We start from the raw sequence: 19,010 nt of genomic DNA, 5'->3' as shown, positions 1-19,010 counted from the left end.
GACTCTTATGCCTATCGCTTCGTCCGTGCGGAACGGGATTCAAACTTCCGAGCAATCAGGCTCAGTGGAATGGTGATCACCAGGTACAAGGTGCCCGCCACGATCAATGGTGTGATTCCAGCACCCAAGGAGGTTAGCCCATCGCGACCGATCTTTGTCATCTCGTATTGCGCCATGCTTGCACCAAGAATGAAGGCGAGTGATGAGTCCTTGGTCAACAGAATGACTTCGTTGGTCAACGGGGGCAGCACGATCTTGAACGCCTGCGGAATCACGATGGTGATCATGGCTCGCCATGCCGGCATGCCTAGCGAGCGGGCGGCCTCGATTTGTCCCTTGGGAACGGCTTGCAAACCGGCACGCAGCGTTTCGGCAATGTAGGCGGCCGAGACCAAACCGAGGGAAACCATGACGATGACCGGTTGGGGCCACTGGGTTCCGGGGAATGCCGTGGGCACGCCGTAGCCGAAGGTGATCAAGACCAGGATCGCAGGAATTCCACGGAAGAATTCAATGAACCCTGTGGCAAACCAGCGGTACGGGGCAAAGCTGGCCATCTTCATCAGCGCAAGTATCAGACCGAGTGTCAAGCCGAAGGCGAAGGAAATGGCCGTGTAGAAGATAGTGTTCTTGAGGCCTACCGTGATCAAATCGGGGAAGATCGGCCCCAACTTGTCGAAGGCGAAGAATTGTTCGTTGAGAGTCTTCCAATTCACTTGCACCAGCACGGCCACGATGAGGGCCACGAAGATGACAATCTGGATGATCTTACTAAGTCGGGCGCGTTGACGGGTTGTCATTGCCATGGCGTTTAAGCCTTCCGTGAAAGGTGGCGAGGCCCCGGTTCCGTTCGGGAGCCAGGGCCTCGCCTGAATGCTTGCATCAAATGAGAATGACGTTAGTTGGTGGAACCGAACCAAGTCTCGGTGAACTTGGCCAGCGAACCGTCATCCGTGAGACGCTTCAGCGTCGCATTGACGCTGTCGAGCATGGCGGTTGCTCCCTTGGGAACTGCAACGCCAAGCTGTTCGCCGGTCTTGAAATCAGCGACGCGCTTGAGCGTCGGATCATCCTTGATGGCGTAGCCCAGGACGGACTGGTTGCCCAGCGTTGCGACCGTGGTGCCGGCCTTAAGGGAAGCGATCTGCAGGCCCGAGTCTTCATAGCCGGTGGCATCGAGGCCGTTTTCCTTCGCGAACTTCGCACCGGTGGTCGCCTGCTGGACGCCGACCTTCTTGCCCTTGGCGGACTCGATGTCGGTGATCCCGGAGCCTTCCTTGGCAACCAGAGTCAAATCGTCATCCATGTAGGGAGTGGAGAAGTCCATGTTGCCCTTGCGGGCTTCGGTGATGGACAGCGAGGAGATAGCGATGTCGCACTGGGTCTTGAACAGGCCCGATTCGATGGCATCAAAGCTGGAGTCGATCACGTTGAGTTCGAGCTTGAGGTCCTTGGCGATCTCCGCGGCAATGTCCATGTCGAAACCGACATTCTTGCCATCCTTGACGAATTCGAAAGGCTCGTACGGAATATCGGAGCAAACGGTGAGCTTGCCTTCGTTGATGAGTTTGACGGCGTTGGCGTCAGCCGGCGAGGACGCTGCCGGCGTGTTGCTGCTTCCGCACGCGGTCAGTGCGAGGGCGCCAACGGCAGCCACGGTCAGGGATTTGAGTACGGTGGTGGTGATCCGCATTGAGTGTGGTCCTTCTCTAGGTAATCGCTCGCAGGCTTGCGTCGATGATTATTCTAACCGTCCGAGCCCCAAGTAATGAGATGTGCATCACAGGCTACATTCATTTTCTATGGGTAAACAAGTTCAGACGATCATTTGCGAAAAGTGACCACAAAACGTTACCTAAATACCCAGTGCCTCCCGCATGGGGCGCATCTTGGCCCAGGACTCCGCCAGCTCCGCGGCGGGATCGGAAGCGGAAACAATGCCACACCCGGCGTAGAGCCTAATGGAGGTGGGGGATTCGATGACTCCGCCACGCAGCGCGATGCCGAATTCCCCATTGCCGCGGGTGTCGATCCAACCAACGGGCCCGGCATAGGGGCCGCGGTCCATACCCTCGATTTCTCGCAGGGTGCGGCCGGCTTCCTTGGTGGGGGTTCCGCACACCGCGGCCGTCGGGTGGAATGCCTCGGCAAGGTCCAGCGCCGATGGAACGCTGCCGTCCGCACGGCGGGACAGCGATGCTTTGACGTCCGAGGCGAGGTGCCAGACATTGGGCAGCTGCAAGACGAACGGCTCGGCGGGTGCATCCATGCCGGAGGCCAGCGGGCCGAGCTGTTCGGTCAGGGAATCGATGGCCAGCTGGTGCTCGTGGCGCTGCTTCTCGTCCTCGACCAGCATCCGGTGCGCGTAGCCGGAATCCCCGGCGGGCGCGCTGGCGCGGTCAAGGGTGCCCGCCAGGACGCGCGCCTCGGCGATGTCGCCGCGCACCCGGACCAGCATTTCCGGGGTGGCGCCGATCAGGCCATCCACCGAGTAGGTCCAGCAATCGGCGTAGCGCAGTGCAAGCTGGCGCAACACTTGGGCCACTGCGATCGGCGTCGCGAGCTCGGCCACCGCATCGCGGGCCAGCACCAGCTTGGTGACCTGCCCGGATTCGATCGCGGCAACGCCCTTGCGCACCGAGTCCATGTACTCGTCCTCGGTGATCTGGCCGGCCACCAGCCGGTCCACGCCGGAACCGAGCTCGTGCTCCACCGAGTAGTCATCCAGCAGCATCGCCAGTTCGGCCTCGGCCGCCTCGAGGCTCAGCTCCGCCTCCGGGTCGGCGACCGTGTAGGTGATCCAGCTGCAGGCTTCGTCCCTGCCCACCACGATTTTCGGCACGATCATGCGCGAGGCATAGGTGCTGGAGAAGGAAAAGGCGAAGGCGCCGAAGGCGATCAGGCCCGTTCCGGGGATTTCCAGCGGATCCTCGATGCCGGCCGCCGCCGTGACCTTGTTCCACCAGTCGCGGGCCAGCGCGAAGCGCTCCGGGCCGGTCGATTCGAACCGTGCAACCTGGCCGAAGCCGATGACTCCCTCGCCGCGGCGGGCCCACATCAGTGAATCGTCGCGGGTGGCGTAGTCAAGAAGTCCGTGCTCGCTCATCGCCGGGCGTTTGATGGTGAGGCTGCGCAGCTGCGGCACCGGGGTTGGCGTTTGCGGTCCCGTACCGGCGGAAAGTTGGGAAGTCATGATGAGCTAAGCCTACCGCCGCCGGGGTGCGCGCCGGACTCTCAAGTGGCCCTGCTCACCAGGACACTCGGGTGCCGTATTTTCACGTTGCCGCCGAACTTTGCGACAATGAAACAATGAGCCGCGCATCGCTGGAAAAGCACACAGAAGAAGTCCAAGCAATGTTTGACGACGTTGCCCCGCGTTATGACGTGGTCAATGACATTCTTTCCCTGGGGCAGACCCGCCGCTGGCGCAAGATCGTGTTCGACGCTGTCGGTGCCAAGCCCGGCCAGCGTGTCCTGGACCTGGCTGCCGGCACCGGCACTTCCTCCGAGCCGTTCGCCGATGCAGGCATCGGCGTCGTTGCCTGCGACTTCTCGCAGGGCATGCTCAAGGTCGGCAAGCGCCGCCGCCCGGACATCGACTTTGTCGCCGGCGACGCCACCAACCTTCCCTTCGATGACAACAGCTTCGACGCGGCGACGATCAGCTTCGGCCTGCGCAACGTGAACGAGCCGAAGAAGGCCCTGGCCGAGATGCTGCGGGTTACCAAGCCCGGCGGCACCCTGGTGATCGCCGAATTCTCGCACCCGACGTTTGCGCCGTTCCGCACCGTGTACACCGAGTACCTGATGAAGGCGCTTCCGCCGATCGCCAGGAAGGTCTCCTCGAACCCGGCGGCCTACGTGTACCTCGCCGAATCCATCCGCGCCTGGCCGAACCAGGACGGCCTTGCCGCCTGGATCGACGAGTCGGGCTGGGATTCGTGCCGCTACCGCAACCTCAGCGGCGGCATCGTGGCCGTGCACCGCGCCACCAAACCGCTGGTCTAGACACAACGCAGGCAGGTTGCCCGGGCGCTAAACGCCGGGCAACCTGCCGCGAGTCGCCCGCCTTGGCCGTGCTCGGGCCGAATGGCGATAGAGTGAAGCCTGTACTTGAGCAGCTGGTACCTACCGACCAGCAACCAGAATCGGCCACGTGCCGCGGCTGGAACCGACCGTCGAGAGATAGTAAGTCTTAGAACTGTGACCGATTCCCAGACCAACTGGACCGCTGCCGGACACGGCGTGCACGATTCCTTCGATCTGAACCCGGAGACCAGCGTGCTGGCCGCCGCGGTGAACCTGCCCGGCGGTTTTTCGCTGATCGCCCAGGACCCGGAGTTTGGCCCGGCCATCGCCACCGGCCTGGCCAAGGTGGAGAAGCTGTTGCGCGACGCGATCGCGAACTCCGATCCCTTGATCGATGCGACAAGCCGCCACCTCGTGGAGGCCGGCGGCAAGCGGATCCGTCCGCTGCTGGTGGTCCTGACCTCGCTGTTGGGCGACGGCGTGACCGAAGAGGTCATCAAGGCCGCGGCCATTGTCGAGCTGACCCACCTTGCCACGCTCTACCACGATGACGTGATGGATTCGGCGCCGCTGCGCCGCGGGGCGCCCACCGCACACGAGGTGTGGGGCAACTCCGTTGCCATCCTCACCGGCGACCTGATCTTCGCCCGGGCCTCGGTCATCGGTGCCGAGCTGGGCCCCGAGGCCGTCTCGATGCAGGCGCGCACCTTTGAGCGACTGTGCTTGGGCCAGCTGCACGAATCTGTGGGGCCGCGCGACGGCGACGACCCGATCGAACACCACCTCAGCGTCATCGCCGACAAGACCGCATCGCTGCTGGCAACCTCCGGCGCCTTCGGCGCGCTCTTCGGCGGCGTCCCGGAATACGTGGAGATCCTGCGCACCTACGGCGAAAAGGTCGGCGTTGCCTTCCAGGTCGCCGACGATGTCATCGACGTGACGGGCGCTCAGGTCCGTTCGGGCAAGACCCCCGGCACGGACCTGCGCGAAGGCGTCCCGACGCTGCCGGTCCTGCTGATGCGCGATGCCGCCGCGGCGGGCGACGCCGAGGCGGCCCGCGTGCTGGCGATTGTCGACGGGGACCTGACCGAGGACGCGGCACTGGCCCTTGCCGTCGAGGCCGTGGCCGGCAACCCCGCCACTGCCGAGGCCTGGGCCGTTGCGCGGCGCTGGGCCGACGAGGCTGTGGCCGTGTTGGCACCGCTTCCGGAAGGACCTGTCAAGGAATCGCTGGCGGCCTTTGCCGACGCAGTGGTCACCCGAGAGGTCTAAGCGAAAACCTAAACGAGGAACCTTTCGGGGTACTCGCCCCAAAGGTTTGCATCACTCAGGGCCGCCCGCAACTGGGCGGCCTTTTGTGCGCGCTCGGCAACCGGGACGCGGTGCCGCAGGTGCCTGTAGAGGTCGTCGTCGCTGAAGCGAGGAAACACGTGCTGGTGGTAGTGCCAGACGTGCTGGTTGCCGGCGGGCTCGTTGTGCTGCCTGGTGCTGGTGCCCTCGGGGGACCACGCGTGTTTCATGGCCAGTGCGATGCGCCGGGTCTCGAACATGATTTCCGCAGCGACCTTTTCGGGCAGGTCGTAGAGCGCCTCGTGGTGCGCGGCGGGAATGACCATGGCATGGCCGCCGTGGGGGCCGAACCCGTCGCAGGCCATGATGACGGCGATGTGTTCGGTCCGGTAGATCAGGTCGGTCGGCGCACAGAGGTTGTCCTGGGAAAACTCAACGCCGGCCAGGAGCTCGCAAAAAGGGCATCGGTAATCTTCCGGTGCGTGCGATTTCCATAGCCGGCGCATGGGGGTGGTTGACCCGGGGGTTAGTTGTTCAGCTCGGGGGAGAGCTCGTTGAATACCCAGGTGAACATGTCAAGGACGTATTCGCTGAAGGTGCCCTCTTCGCTCTTCCAGGTGCCGCGGGCGTTCTGGCGGCGGTAGACGATCGGGTCCGGCACTTCGAGCTGGTCAAGGCGGAAGCCCCAGACGTACTTTTCTTCCTCGTCCTCAAGGAAGAGCAAGTAGCCGTCTTCGACCTCGAGCTCGTCCGGGTCGAAGAAGTAGTGGTACGCCTCCATCAGATCTTCGCAGCCACCCAGTGCCAGGTAGAACTCGCGCAGGACCAAGGGCAACTGGACGGGAAGCGTGCCGAGCGCTTCATCGAGCTCGGCGTCGGTCAAGCCGTCTTCTTTTTGCCACTCGTCCTCGAGGTACAACGGAACCAGTGAACGGAACTTCTCAAGGAACATTTCAGCCATGTTCCCCATTCTATCCGGAGCGATTCTAAGTAATGTCCTTGGCGGTCAACGCAAGCCACAATTGCACCCGGTCGGCGGTGGTTGTCGGGTCGTAGCCGCTGAGCTCGCTGATCTGTTGGAGCCGGTATCGCACGGTATTGCGGTGCAATCCAAGGGTTTCGGCCACAGCGCCGACGCTGCCGTCCAATTCCAGGTAGTGACGCAACGTACCCAGCAACTCCGCCGAATGTTTCTTGTCGAAGGCTTCCAGCGGCCCTAGCGCCTCCTGTGCCAGCGCCTGCAGCGGGACATCGCGCGCCGCAAGCAGCAGCGAGGTGAGCGAGAGCCTGGACGGGGTGTTGATGCGTTCGCCGTGGCGCAGGGCCTCGAGCGCCTCGAAGAAGCTCCAACGCAGGCCGTTGGCCTGGGCATAGTCCCCGCCGAAACTCACGCGGGCGGTAATGCCAGCCCCGTCCAGGTACCCGTCGAGCTGGGCCGCGAACTTTGCGGCATGGCTGCCATTCACCACCAGGGCGAGCCGGTCATCCACAATGGCAGAGGCCTCATGTTCCAGCTCCGGCGGGATGGGCAGGGTCCGCAACGCCTTTTCATGCCCCGCGGACGCATGCACCAACACGACCGAATGCGGTCGGTTCACGGTGATCCCGATTCCCTGCAAGCGGGCGGTCGCCTCGGTGGCGCTGAGGTTCCCGGCGATCAGGTCCGAAAATGCCTGGCCCGCGACCAAGCGGTTGGATTCACGCAGCCTGGCCTGGTTTGCCAGCTCCAGCCCGATCAGTCCCTGGGCGTAGTCGACCAATCCATCCCGGGTGTACGGCTCGGCCAGGTAAAGCGTGCACCTGTCCTTCAGCCCGGTGGCGATGGGAACCGGATGCCATTTCTCCGTACCCAGTTCCGGGCCGTGCACCCTGGCCCCGAACTGGGTCAGCGAGACCGCGGTGCCGAGCATGCGCGAGAGCTCGCGCAGCATTGCACGCAATCCGCCCGTGAGCAGCGTGGACGCCAGTTGCTGGTGACCCTTGAGGAGGCGTTCGAGGCGTGCCAGGTGGTCGGCGTTCAGCGTATCGGCAATCAACTTGGTGATTGCCACAAACGGGGTTTCGTAGGGGACCTCGAACACCGGCAGGCCGAGCTCGGTGGCCTTGCGGATGACCGCCGCCGGAACGCTGCGGTGGCTCAGCCCCGTCCCGTAGCCCAGGGCCAGGGCGCCCGCGCCGTGAACGGTCTCCACGAAGGCCTGCTGGTTGGCGATCGTGGTTTGCCGCAGGCCCGTGGTCAGCACGATCTCCCCGCCGCTCAGGAAGGGGGACGGGTCGCGTAGTTCCGTGACTGCCGCCCACTCGATCGGAATGTCTCCCGCCGCCGAAATATCGGTCAGTGCGCGCAGGGAGAGTGCGGGGGACCCGAGGAGTCGCGACAAGGTGATGGCCATGCACCAATTCTATGGAGTTTTTTGTGCACTCGTACGACCAATCGTTCTTCGGGTTGGTCAGAATGCGTCCTTGGTCACGGGACGTACGTCACTTATGGGTAAAGTAGTCCGATGACCACTGCACCAACAGGCCGGGGCGGAAAAACCGCGCCGGTTCCTCGTGAGACATTCTCGTCTCGAAAACTCTTCATTCTTTCGGCCATCGGCTCCGCCGTTGGGCTGGGCAACATCTGGCGTTTCCCCTATGTTGCCTACGACAACGGTGGCGGGGCCTTCCTGATCCCGTACCTCGTGGCACTGCTGTGCGCGGGCATCCCGTTGCTCTTCCTGGACTACTCGGTTGGCCACCGCGGACGCGGCTCCGCCCCGCTGTCGTACCGCCGACTCAACCGTGCGGCCGAACCGCTTGGCTGGTGGCAAGTCCTGATCTGCTTCGTCATCGCGATCTACTACGCGGCAATCATTGCCTGGGCCGCCATGTACACCTGGTTCTCGGTGACCAAGGCCTGGGGGAGTGACGCGGAGGCATTCTTCTTCAACGACTTCCTCAAGATGGCGCCGGACGCAGGGCTGTCCTTCGACTTCGTTTCCAACGTCTTCTTCCCGATGTTTGCCGTCTGGGTCGTGGCAATCGTTATCATGGTCGCCGGCGTGAACAAGGGCATTTCGCGTGCAAACGCGATCTTCCTGCCGCTGCTGGTTGTCATGTTCGTGATCCTGGTGATCCAGGCCGTATTGCTCCCCGGCGCGATGGAAGGCCTGAACGCCTTCTTCACCCCGAACTGGGAAGCGCTGCAGGACCCGGGCGTGTGGGCGGCGGCCTTCGGCCACATCTTCTTCTCCCTGTCCGTGGCCTTCGGCATCATGGTCACCTACTCTTCCTACCTGAAGCGCAAGACCGACCTGACCGGCTCGGGCATGGTTGTCGCGTTCGCCAACTCCGGGTTCGAGATCCTCGCCGGCATCGGCGTCTTCGCCGCGCTCGGCTTCATGGCGGCAGCCTCCGGCACCGCGGTGTCCGAGGTGGCAAGCGGCGGCATCGGACTGGCCTTCATCGCCTTCCCGACCATCGTCTCCGAGGCGCCGTTCGGCGCGATCCTCGGCGTGCTGTTCTTCGGCTCGCTGGTCTTTGCGGGACTGACCTCCTTGATCTCGATCCTTGAGGTCATCGTCGCGGCATTCCAGGACAAGCTGGGCTGGAGCCGCAAGTCGGCAACGCTGATTGTCACGATCCCGATCGCGCTGGTTTCGATGGTGCTCTTCCCGACCACCACGGGCCTGCAGCTGTTGGACACCTCTGATGCGTTCGTCAACCAGTTCGGCATCCTTGCCTGTGCACTTGTCACGGTCATCGTGCTGAGCGCCGGGCTGACCGCGCTGCCGGGCCTGCAGAAGCACATGAACCGCACCTCGTCGATCAAGATGGGCACAGTTTGGCGCATTCTCGTCGGCGGCATTGCACCCGTGGCCCTTGGCTACATGCTGATCAACGAAATCCAGAGCAAGAGCGCCGAACAGTACTCCGGCTACCCGGCGTGGTTCAACGGGGTCTTCGGCTGGGGCATGGTGGGCGCGCTGATCATCGGCGCCCTGTTGCTCTCGATGATCCCGTGGAGCGAGAAATCCAAGCTCCATGACCCGGAATACGACGAATTCGAGGCCGAACTTGCGGCCGACGAAGCAGCAGAGGAGCTGAAGGCATGACCCCGGTAGCCATCACCATGATGATCATTGCCATGGTCACCGTCTGGGGAGGCCTCGCCCTTTCCATGTGGAACCTGGCCCGCCACCCCGAGGACGAGGGGCACCTTCCCGAGGAAATGCCCCACGAGCTGTAAGGCGTCCACGCCCCGAGCTGCGTGAAAGCAACGCGGCGGTCCGCGCCAGTCCGGTAATCCCGGTCGGGTGCGGGCCGTCTTTTTCGTTAAACGGCCCCCGCAAACTTCTGTGCACATGCACTGTGAAATTCCGGGACTACTGTGCCAATTTCACTAGCGGGTATTCTCACCCGCACATAGGCTTCATGAAAGTACACAACACCAACACACCGGTTTCCTTTGTGCGTGCCCAAGTTCCTGCCCGATGGCGCAGGACGAGGGGTCCCAAACCGCAAGGGCCGGGAAAGGAATGAGCGTTCATGGACGTCACTTACCGCATTGAACAGAAGCGCCAGATCAACGGTGCCTTCCCTGGACCGAAGTCCGTCGAATTGGCAGCACGCCGTACGGCAGCCGTGGCCCTGGGCGTGGCTTCCTCGCTCCCGGTCTACGTTGCCGACGCCGATGGCGGCGTGATCGTCGACGTCGACGGCAACTCCATCATCGACCTGGGCTCGGGCATTGCGGTAACCAGCGTGGGCGCCTCCAACGAGCGCGTTGCTGCGGCCGTCGCGGCCCAGGCAGCACACTTCACCCACACCTGCTTCATGGTGACCCCGTACGAGGGCTACGTCGAGCTGGCCGAAAAGCTTGCCGAAATCACCCCGGGCACCCACGCGAAGAAGGCCGTCTTCTTCAACTCCGGTTCTGAAGCCGTCGAGAACGCCATCAAGGTCGCCCGCGTGGCCACCGGCCGCACCGCCGTCGTCGCCTTCGACCACGCCTACCACGGCCGCACCAACCTGACCATGGGCCTGACCGCCAAGGCTGCACCGTACAAGCGCGGATTCGGCCCGCTGGCCTCGGAAATCTACCGCATGCCGATGAGCTACCCGTTCCGCGAAGAGAACCCGAACATCTCCGGCAAGGAAGCCGCCGAGCGCGCCATCCTGGCCATGGAGAAGCAGATCGGCGGCGACCAGATCGCGGCCATCATTATCGAGCCGATCCAGGGTGAGGGCGGCTTCATCGTTCCCGCCGCCGGCTTCCTGCCGCGCATCGCCGAATGGGCCAAGGAGCAGGGCATCGTCTTCGTGGCCGACGAAGTGCAGGCCGGCTTCTGCCGCGCCGGCGCCTGGTTCGCCTCCGACGTCGAGGGCATCACCCCTGACATCATCACCGTTGCCAAGGGCATCGCCGGCGGCATGCCGCTCTCGGGCATCGTCGGCCGCGCCGACCTGCTCGACTCGGTCCACCCGGGCGGCCTGGGCGGCACCTACGGCGGCAACCCGGTTGCCGTTGCAGCTGCTCTCGAGACCATCAAGTTCATGGAAGAGCAGGACCTCGCCGGCCGCGCCCGCGAGATCGAAGAGCAGTTCTTCACTCGCATGCGCAAGATCCAGTCCGAGGTTTCGGTCATCGGCGACATCCGCGGCCGTGGCGCCATGGTTGCCATCGAGCTGGTCAAGGCCGGCGGCACCGAGCCGGACGCCGACATCACCAAGAAGATCGCTGCCGACTGCTTGGCTGCAGGCGTCCTGATCCTCACCTGCGGCACCTACGGCAACGTCATCCGCCTGCTGCCTCCGCTGGTCATCAGCGACGAGCTGCTTGCAGACGCATTCGACGTGCTGGAAGCCGCCATCCGTGCCAACGTCTAGTCGTTGCTAGACGCATAGCCAAGAAAGGGGCTGGAAGTTGTTCAGGGCTTTGGACAGCTACCAGCCCCTTTCTTCATGCCCGGGAAACGGGCAGGAAACGGGAACCAAGCGGGACTGCGTGCGGTTAGCGCTTTTCGGCGGGAGACTCGACGGAGGCATCCCGCGGGGGAACGGTCTTCGCCGACTCGGCCGGTGCCGCATCGGGCCGGGCATTCACGGCCACGGCGGCCCGCGCGGCGCGGTCGCGTCGCGGCTGGGTGGCCATGTCGATGCACAGCAGGATCACGGCGACCCAGACCAGGCAGAAGCCGACCAGGCGTTCGGGCGGCATCGGTTCGTGGAACACCGTCAGTGCCACGATGAACTGCAGGATCGGTGCCAGGAACTGCAGGGTGCCGAGCGTCGTCAACGGCAGGCGGCGCGCCGAGGCGCCGAAGAGCAGCAACGGCACGGCGGTGATGACGCCGCTGGCGACCATCAGCCAGAAGTGCGCGGGGCCGGCGGAGAGCACGGTGTCCTGGTTTTGGGCGATGAGCCAGGCCATGAACCCCAGGGCGGGAATGGTCAGGATCGCGGTCTCCATGCTCAGCGAGGTCAGTGCCGTGGCCGTGCGGCCCACCCGGTTCTTCACGAACCCGTAGAAGCCGAACGAGAATGCCAGGGTCAGGGCGATGTACGGGACGCTGCCGTACGCGAAGGTCAGCGTGAGCACCGTCGCCAGGCCGAACCCCATGGCGATCCACTGGAGCGGGCGCAGCCGCTCCTTGAGGAAGATGACGCCCAGTGCCGTGGAAACCAGGGGGTTGATGAAGTATCCCAGCGAGGCCTCGACCGCGTGGCCGTTGAGGACCGCGAAGGTGTAGGTCAACCAGTTGATCGCAATGAGCACTGAGGCCACGGTCAGCCGGATCATGGCCCGCCTGTCGCGGCCCAGCGCGAACAGCTGGTGCCAGTTCCGGGTGACGCTCAGCAGGATGGCGCAGAACACCAGCGACCAGACGATCCGGTTGGCGACGATTTCCATCGGCGAGGCAATGCCGATCGTCAGGAAGTACAGCGGCAGCAGACCCCACAAGCCGTACGCTGTCAGCCCCTGTATCAAGCCGGTGCTTCGTTCGGACGTCGGTGAGACCCCGGCGGCCGTACTCGTGGATTTGGGGGTACTCGTTTGGGTCATGACTGACTCAACAGGGAAAACATTGATTCCATTCCGTGCTGCCGTGCAAAGCAACAAAAAGTTCGGACATTTTCGTGGGCGGCAAAAGGGTTGCTGACTAGCGACAACAGGCTTCTTGGACGGCAGCGCGAGCCGAGGCGAAACTACCCACACTTCAGCCTACAGCCCCGACCTTCGGCCACGGCGACGTGGCCCGCACCCCCAACCCCGCATCCCGGCCCGGAAAACGCCGCACGGGAACGTGAGCATGGGCACAACGGTTCCCACTTGGGCGCCAATCCCAATTAGACTAGGTAGCTGTGCACTATTTTGCGCGCCCGTGTACATCCTCCGGAAGGAACCCCTCGTGTCCGATTCAGCAGTACGTCCGCTCCGTGTCGCCATCATCGGGGCGGGTCCGGCCGGCGTCTATGCTGCCGACATCCTCACCAAGGCAGAACGCGAGTTCGAGGTCAGCATCGACCTGCTCGACGCCTACCCGGCGCCCTACGGCCTGATCCGCTACGGCGTGGCCCCGGACCACCCGCGCATCAAGGGAATCGTCAACGCCCTGCACAAGGTGCTTGACCGCGGCGACATCCGCTTCCTCGGCAACGTGACCTACGGCCGCGACCTGACCCTGAGCGACATCCGCGACATGTACGACGCGGTCATCTTCGCCACCGGCGCCATCAAGGACGCCGACATGAACATCCCGGGCATCGACCTTGAGGGTTCCTACGGCGCCGCGGACTTCGTCTCCTGGTACGACGGCCAGCCCGACGTGCCGCGCACCTGGCCGCTGGAGGCCAAGGAAATCGCGGTGCTGGGCAACGGCAACGTGGCGCTGGACGTGGCACGCGTGCTCTCCAAGCATGCCGAGGACCTGCTGGTCACCGAGATCCCGGAGAACGTCTTTGAGGGCCTGAAGGATTCGCCCGTCACCGACGTGCACATCTTCGGCCGCCGCGGCCCGGCCCAGGTGAAGTTCACCCCGCTGGAATTGCGCGAACTGAGCCACAGCCGCGACGTCGACATCGTGCTTTACCCGGAGGACTTCGAGTTCGACGAGGCCTCCGACGCCCTGATCAAGTCCAACAACCAGGTCAAGACCATGGTCAACACGTTGACCAACTGGATCGTCGAGGAGCAGGACACCGGCGCCTCCCGCCGCCTGCACCTGCACTTCCTGCACAACCCCGTCGAGGTCATCGGCGAGGACGGCAAGGTCGCCGGCATCAAGTTCGAGCGCCAGGAACTCGACGGCACCGGCAACGTCCGCGGCACCGGCGAATTCATCGACTACCCGGTCCAGGCCGTGTACCGCGCCATCGGCTACTTCGGCTCCGAGCTCGCCGAGCTCGAGTTCGACGAAAAGCGCGGGGTCATCCCCAACGCCGGCGGCCGCGTGCTGGATGCCCAGGGAGCACACGTTCCGGGCCTCTACGCCACCGGCTGGATCAAGCGCGGCCCGGTAGGCCTGATCGGCCACACCAAGGGCGACGCCCTGGAAACCATCGGCAACCTGCTCGAGGACCGCATGGCCCTGCCGCCCGCAGCGAACCCGAGCGAGGACGCAATCATCGAATTGCTGCAGTCCCGCGGCGTTGAATTCACCACCTGGGAAGGGTGGAAAAAGCTCGACGCACACGAGATCGCGCTCGGTGCGGCGGCAAGCCCGACCGAAACCTCGGTGGGCCCGGTGGAGCGCGCCCGCATCAAGGTCGTGGACCGCGATGAGATGGTCAAGATCTCCCGCGACGAGATGGCCGAGAGCTCCCGCGACTAGCCCCACCCCCCCCAGGCAACCGATGCCCGCGTCCTCGAACGGTCGAGGACGCGGGCATTTGCCTTGTCCGGGGATTGCCGGGTCCGGTGCCCAATCGGCCAGCGGCGGGGAAACGACGAAGGGCCCCGCACTCCCGGTGGAGTGTGGGACCCTTCGCTTGCTCGGCTAGGTGCCGGTCAAGCCCGCGGTGCGGGACTTAGACGGCTGCCGCGTCGTTCATGCTTGCTGCGTAGGCGTCGCGCAGGATCTGGCCGAGGTTCGCATCGACGTTCGTCCAGTACTGGAAGAAGCCTTCGCGGATGGACTCGATGGTGATGCCCTGGCACTGACCCAGCAGGGTTGCGTGGAAGCGTTCCTTGGACTCAGCGTCGTAGACCTCGCGGTACAGGGTACCGGCCTGGCCGAAGTCGTCGTCTTCCGAACGCAGGGTCTGTGCCGCGCGGACCAGCTCGCCGTCGGTCTCCCAGCCGCCTTCACCGGCGCGCTCTGCATCGGCAGACGGGCCGCCGAAGGAGTTCGGGGTGTAGACGCGGGCTTCCGGTGCGTTGAACAGGTACTGCATGGCACCTTCGTGCATGTAGTTGTTCACCTTGGCGGCGTGCGGCTGGTTGACCGGCAACTGGTTGTAGTTGGTGCCGATGCGGTTGCGCTGTGCATCCGGGTAGGAGAACACGCGGGCCATCAGCATCTTGTCGGGGCTGATGTCGATGCCCGGAACCAGGTTCGACGGGGAGAACGCTGCCTGCTCGATCTCGGCGAAGAAGTTGCGCGGGTTGCGGTTCAACGTGAAGTGGCCAACCGGGATCAGCGGGTAGTCCGCGTGCGGCCAGACCTTGGTCATGTCGAACGGGTTGAAGCGGTAGGTCTTGCCCTCTTCGTACGGCATGACCTGGACCTTGACGTCCCAGGTCGGGAAGTTGCCGGCCTCGATGTTGTCGAACAGGTCGCGACGGTAGAAGTCGGCGTCCGAGCCTGCAAGCCTCTCGGCTTCCTCGGCGCCCATGTTGTGGACACCCTGGCGGGAGATGAAGTGGTACTTCACCCAGAAACGCTCGCCCTCGGCGTTGATCCACTGGTAGGTGTGCGAGCCGTAGCCGTTGAGTTCACGCCAGGAGCGGGACAGGCCGCGATCGCCCATCAGGTAGGTCACCTGGTGTGCGGACTCGGGGGAGTGGGTCCAGAAGTCCCACTGCATGTCGCCGTCGCGCAGGCCGGAAGCTCCCATGCGCTTCTGCGAGTGGATGAAGTCCGGGAACTTGATGCCGTCGCGGATGAAGAAGACCGGGGTGTTGTTGCCTACGACGTCGTAGTTGCCCTCGGTGGTGTAGAAGCGAAGTGCGAAACCACGCACGTCGCGCCAGGTGTCGGGGGAGCCCTGCTCGCCGGCGACCGAGGAGAAGCGCAGCAGCGTCTCGGAGGTGGCGCCCGGCTGGAAGACCGCGGCACGGGTGTACTTGGAAACGTCTTCGGTGACGAAGAATTCACCGAATGCTCCACCGCCCTTTGCGTGCGGGTTGCGCTCCGGCACGCGCTCGCGGTTGAACGCTGCCAGCTTTTCGACGAGGTAACGGTCGTGCAGGGCGGTGATGCCGTCCGGGCCGCTGGTCAGCGAGTGCGCGTCGCTGGCGACCGGGGCACCGGACTGGGTGGTGGTGAAGTTCTCGCTCAAGAGAGACTCTCCTTCTGTGTGGGTTGGTAACTCTGCGGGGGCAACGGGGTTGCTCTAGGAATCCGCTGCTTTCCTGCAGTCTTCACAGATGCCCTGGTAAAGGACATCGGCAATCTGGATGACCATGCCGTGGTTGTCCGAGGGGGTCAGGCAGGGAGCGTGGCCCACCGCGCAGTCCACGTCCTCGACCCGGCCGCAACCGGTACAGATGGCATGGTGGTGGTTGTCATTCACGCGGGTTTCATAGAGCGCCGCGGAATGAGGGGGAGTGAACCTGCGCAAGATGCCTTGCTCGGTCAAATCATTAAGCACGTTGTAGACCGACTGGATCGAAACATCAGGCAAATCCCTGTGGACTTCTTCCACAACGGTTTCCGCCGAGGAGTGCGGATGCCGGTCAAGAACCTCGAGCACGGCAAGGCGGCCGCGGGTTACCCGCAGCCCTAGATCCCGCATTTGTGTCGAATGGTCCATGTGAACCATTCCACACTCTTATTTTGAATAAGTCAAGATAAATGTCCTGTGTGGCGTGTCATGCGTGGCTAGACTCGTTGGGTGCCACGAATCCTTGCCGACCTGAGTCCACTGCGTGAAAGCCCGGCCTTCAAGCGTCTCTGGATCGGCAATGCGCTCTCCGCCATCGGCGGGCAGCTGACGCTTGTGGCGGTCAGCCTGGAGGTCTACCAGCTGACCCACTCGAGCTTTTACGTGGGCCTGCTCGGCGCCTTCGCCCTGGTTCCGCTGGTGTTGACGGGTCTCTACGGGGGCTCGATCGCGGACTCCCACGACCGGCGCACCGTGGCGCTGGCCTCGGCCGTCGTCCTATGGGCGGCAACCGCAGCGATCGCGGCCCAGGCCTGGCTCGGCGTGGACAACGTCTGGGTGCTCTACGGCCTGGTGGCCGTCCATTCGGCGGCGGGCGGAATCAACCAGCCGGCCCGCGGCGCCATCATCCCCGCAATCGTCGGACTCAAGCTGCTGCCCGCGGCGAACTCGCTGAACATGGTCACGTTCGGAATTGCGCAGATGGTCGGCCCGCTGCTGGGCGGGATCCTGGTGGCGCGGATCGGTTTCGGCTGGACCTACGGAATCGACGTGTTGACCTACACCGCCGCCGTCTGGTCCGTGTACATGCTCCCCGCACTGCCTCCCGACGGGAAGGCCGGGCAGGCGGGGCTGCGCTCGGTGATCGAGGGATTCCGGTTCCTGGGGACCCAGCCCAACGTCCGCATGACGTTCCTGATCGACTTGGCGGCCATGGTGCTTGCGGCCCCGCGGGCGCTGCTTCCGGCAGTGGGTGTCGTGCTGATCGGTGGAGGAGAGCTGACGATGGGCCTGCTCCTCGCCGCCACTGCCATGGGCGCCTTCCTGGCCGGGTTGTTCTCCGGTCCGCTGGGGCGGATCCACCGTCAGGGGGTTGCGGTGTTCGTGTGCGTGGCGGTCTGGGGTGCGAGCATCGGGGCCTTCGGACTGGTGGTGTTGCTGGCTTCGCGCCAACCGCTCCCCTCCGGCGGGGAGGCCAGCGCCTGGCTGTGGCCAGCCGCACTGTGCATGGCCGTCGCGGGCGTCGCCGACGCGATCTCCTCGGTATTCCGCACCACCATCCTGCAGACCGCGACCCCCGACCACCTGCGTGGACGGTTGCAGGGCGTGTTCATCGTGGTCGTCGCCGGCGGCCCGAGGCTGGGCGAGATGCTCTCCGGCGGCGTCGCTGGCGGGATCGGCGAGGGTGCAACGCTGCTCCTGGGCGGGATCGCCTGCGTGGTTGCCGCCGCGCTTCTCATGCGTGTGCAGCCCGGGTTCCTGCGCTACGACTCGCGCCACCCAAGGCCCTGAAGCCTTCCCCCGAACCACCGCATCCAAAACTCGCGGCAACATCCCAGCGGGGAACAAAGACGCTCCAAGGCACGTTGACTACAGTGGATACATGCGGTGCATGAAGCCGTGAACCGTTTTTCGAGGAGAAAACCACAGTGCACAATCACAACAACGGTCTGAAGACTGCGGGGCTGCTTGGCGGCATGTTCGCCCTCTTGCTGGCCATTGGCGGCCTGTTGTCTTCGGGAACCGGAAGCAGCAGTTTCATTTGGATCTTTGCGCTCATCGGTTTGGCCACTACAGCCTATGGCTACTGGAATAGCGACAAGCTCGCCATCCGCTCCATGCAGGCCTACCCCGTCACCGAAGCCGAACAGCCCGCCATGTACAAGATCGTGCGCGAGCTTTCGGCTGCTGCCCAGCAGCCGATGCCGCGTCTCTATGTCTCGCCGACGGTGGCCCCGAACGCGTTCGCCACGGGCCGCAACCCGCAGAATGCGGCGGTGTGCTGCACCGAGGGCATCTTGCAGTTGCTCAACGAGCGCGAACTTCGAGGGGTGCTGGGACACGAACTTATGCACGTCTACAACCGCGACATCCTCACCTCCTCCGTGGCTGCCGCAGTGGCAGGCGTCATCACCTCGCTGGCTCAGTTCCTGCTCTTCTTCGGCGGCGGCGACCGCCGCAATGCCAATCCGCTGGCCATGATCGCGATGGCCTTGTTGGCCCCGTTGGCCTCGACCGTGATCCAGATGGCGATCAGCCGCACCCGCGAGTACGATGCCGATGAAGACGGCGCAAAGCTGACGAACGACCCGCTGGCGTTGGCTTCGGCCCTGCGCAAGTTGGAAGGCGGCGTGCAGCGCGCCCCGTTGCCGAGCGACGACCAGCGACTGGTGAACACCTCGCACCTGATGATTGCCAACCCGTTTGCCGGGGGAGCCCAGAAGCTTTTCGCCACCCACCCACCGATGGACGACCGTGTGGCGCGCCTGGAAAAGATGGCGGGCCGCCCACTGGGTTACTAGTCCAGCCGGGGTGGCTTCCGGCAAGACGGCCTTTTCGCTCCCGTTTCCCCTCCTCAAGGGGAAGCGGGAGCATTTCCTTGCCCGGCGCCCCCGTTTCGGCGCAGCTTTTGGCTGCAGGTCAGGCAAGCCTTGCCGGGCACCGATCTGCGGCGCCCGGAAGAATGCCGGCGTCATCAAATGAAACGCAGAATCGTGACAAGGGCCTGCAATGGATCCATACTCCCAAGTGAAGCCGCAGATTTTTGTAAGATGCCGGATAGGTGTGTCGGGGCGGATTTCTGACGGACCGTCATTCGGTTTGCGGCTTGATGTAAGCAAGACGTAACCTCATTAGGCGATGGGCATGTGGCCTATTCGCAT

The 19,010-nt window shown here is 64.1% G+C and carries 17 protein-coding genes; 8 read left to right on the top strand and 9 right to left on the bottom strand.

What is annotated here, in order from left to right:
* Positions 1 to 11: 11 nt before the first annotated feature.
* From ACIQLF_RS13060 to ACIQLF_RS13050, 3 genes are all read right to left on the bottom strand, one after another.
* Positions 12 to 806: an amino acid ABC transporter permease gene (locus tag ACIQLF_RS13060; RefSeq protein WP_400298964.1), complete on the bottom strand. Its 795-nt coding sequence runs from the start codon at positions 804 to 806 to the stop codon at positions 12 to 14.
* Positions 807 to 898: 92 nt separating this feature from the next.
* Positions 899 to 1,693, bottom strand: a complete 795-nt coding sequence (locus ACIQLF_RS13055; protein WP_400298961.1) for a transporter substrate-binding domain-containing protein — start codon at positions 1,691 to 1,693, stop codon at positions 899 to 901.
* Positions 1,694 to 1,855: 162 nt separating this feature from the next.
* Entirely contained in the window at positions 1,856 to 3,193 is a 1,338-nt protein-coding gene (locus ACIQLF_RS13050) for an isochorismate synthase MenF (protein ID WP_400298958.1), read from the bottom strand.
* A gap of 116 nt (positions 3,194 to 3,309) precedes the next feature.
* Between ACIQLF_RS13050 and ACIQLF_RS13045 the strand changes: the two genes are divergently transcribed.
* Both ACIQLF_RS13045 and ACIQLF_RS13040 read left to right on the top strand, forming a co-directional pair.
* Complete coding sequence (locus ACIQLF_RS13045) at positions 3,310 to 4,008, top strand: demethylmenaquinone methyltransferase (protein ID WP_400298955.1); 699 nt, start codon at positions 3,310 to 3,312, stop codon at positions 4,006 to 4,008.
* Between the two features lie 195 nt (positions 4,009 to 4,203).
* Positions 4,204 to 5,301: a polyprenyl synthetase family protein gene (locus ACIQLF_RS13040; protein ID WP_400298952.1), complete on the top strand. Its 1,098-nt coding sequence runs from the start codon at positions 4,204 to 4,206 to the stop codon at positions 5,299 to 5,301.
* 8 nt (positions 5,302 to 5,309) lie between these two features.
* Here the strand turns inward: ACIQLF_RS13040 and ACIQLF_RS13035 are convergent, their stop codons facing one another.
* Genes ACIQLF_RS13035 through ACIQLF_RS13025 form a run of 3 tightly spaced genes read right to left on the bottom strand, consistent with a single transcriptional unit; the run spans position 5,310 to position 7,712 of the window.
* A complete protein-coding gene (locus tag ACIQLF_RS13035) occupies positions 5,310 to 5,825 on the bottom strand; it encodes an HIT family protein (RefSeq protein ID WP_400298950.1) in 516 nt (171 codons plus the stop codon).
* Positions 5,826 to 5,845: 20 nt separating this feature from the next.
* On the bottom strand, positions 5,846 to 6,280 hold the full coding sequence (locus ACIQLF_RS13030; RefSeq protein WP_400298947.1) for a hypothetical protein: 435 nt from the start codon (positions 6,278 to 6,280) through the stop codon (positions 5,846 to 5,848).
* 25 nt (positions 6,281 to 6,305) lie between these two features.
* Positions 6,306 to 7,712, bottom strand: coding sequence for a PucR family transcriptional regulator (locus ACIQLF_RS13025; RefSeq protein WP_400298944.1), 1,407 nt, complete (start codon positions 7,710 to 7,712; stop codon positions 6,306 to 6,308).
* Positions 7,713 to 7,823: 111 nt separating this feature from the next.
* On the opposite strand from ACIQLF_RS13025, the gene ACIQLF_RS13020 reads away from it, so the two are divergent.
* From ACIQLF_RS13020 to gabT, 3 genes are all read left to right on the top strand, one after another.
* Complete coding sequence (locus ACIQLF_RS13020; protein WP_400298941.1) at positions 7,824 to 9,416, top strand: sodium-dependent transporter; 1,593 nt, start codon at positions 7,824 to 7,826, stop codon at positions 9,414 to 9,416.
* The gene (locus ACIQLF_RS13015) at positions 9,413 to 9,550 is read left to right on the top strand and encodes a methionine/alanine import family NSS transporter small subunit (protein ID WP_387526648.1); all 138 of its coding nucleotides are present in this window, start codon (positions 9,413 to 9,415) and stop codon (positions 9,548 to 9,550) included. Before ACIQLF_RS13020 ends, ACIQLF_RS13015 begins: the two co-directional genes overlap by 4 nt.
* 299 nt (positions 9,551 to 9,849) lie before the next feature.
* Positions 9,850 to 11,190 (top strand): 4-aminobutyrate--2-oxoglutarate transaminase, encoded by a 1,341-nt coding sequence (gene gabT / locus ACIQLF_RS13010; protein WP_400298938.1) that lies wholly within the window; start codon positions 9,850 to 9,852, stop codon positions 11,188 to 11,190.
* Positions 11,191 to 11,314: 124 nt separating this feature from the next.
* Here gabT and rarD read toward each other — a convergent pair whose 3' ends face one another.
* Complete coding sequence (gene rarD, locus ACIQLF_RS13005) at positions 11,315 to 12,367, bottom strand: EamA family transporter RarD (RefSeq protein ID WP_400298935.1); 1,053 nt, start codon at positions 12,365 to 12,367, stop codon at positions 11,315 to 11,317.
* Positions 12,368 to 12,713: 346 nt separating this feature from the next.
* Between rarD and ACIQLF_RS13000 the strand changes: the two genes are divergently transcribed.
* Positions 12,714 to 14,135: an FAD-dependent oxidoreductase gene (locus ACIQLF_RS13000; RefSeq protein WP_400298933.1), complete on the top strand. Its 1,422-nt coding sequence runs from the start codon at positions 12,714 to 12,716 to the stop codon at positions 14,133 to 14,135.
* 196 nt (positions 14,136 to 14,331) lie between these two features.
* Here ACIQLF_RS13000 and ACIQLF_RS12995 read toward each other — a convergent pair whose 3' ends face one another.
* Positions 14,332 to 15,804, bottom strand: coding sequence for a catalase (locus ACIQLF_RS12995; protein WP_400298930.1), 1,473 nt, complete (start codon positions 15,802 to 15,804; stop codon positions 14,332 to 14,334).
* Positions 15,805 to 15,858: 54 nt separating this feature from the next.
* A complete protein-coding gene (locus ACIQLF_RS12990; RefSeq protein ID WP_400298928.1) occupies positions 15,859 to 16,287 on the bottom strand; it encodes a Fur family transcriptional regulator in 429 nt (142 codons plus the stop codon).
* Positions 16,288 to 16,359: 72 nt separating this feature from the next.
* Here ACIQLF_RS12990 and ACIQLF_RS12985 point away from each other — a divergent pair, with 72 nt between their 5' ends.
* Entirely contained in the window at positions 16,360 to 17,640 is a 1,281-nt protein-coding gene (locus tag ACIQLF_RS12985) for an MFS transporter (protein WP_400298926.1), read from the top strand.
* Between the two features lie 137 nt (positions 17,641 to 17,777).
* Positions 17,778 to 18,650 carry a zinc metalloprotease HtpX gene (gene htpX, locus ACIQLF_RS12980; protein WP_400298923.1) on the top strand — a complete coding sequence of 291 codons (873 nt, stop codon included), beginning with the start codon at positions 17,778 to 17,780 and terminating at the stop codon, positions 18,648 to 18,650.
* Positions 18,651 to 19,010 lie beyond the last annotated feature (360 nt).

Origin of the sequence: Paeniglutamicibacter sp. NPDC091659 (genome assembly GCF_044756805.1) — a bacterium.
GTDB lineage: Bacteria > Actinomycetota > Actinomycetes > Actinomycetales > Micrococcaceae > Paeniglutamicibacter.
This window is presented reverse-complemented; position numbering and strand designations above follow the sequence as displayed.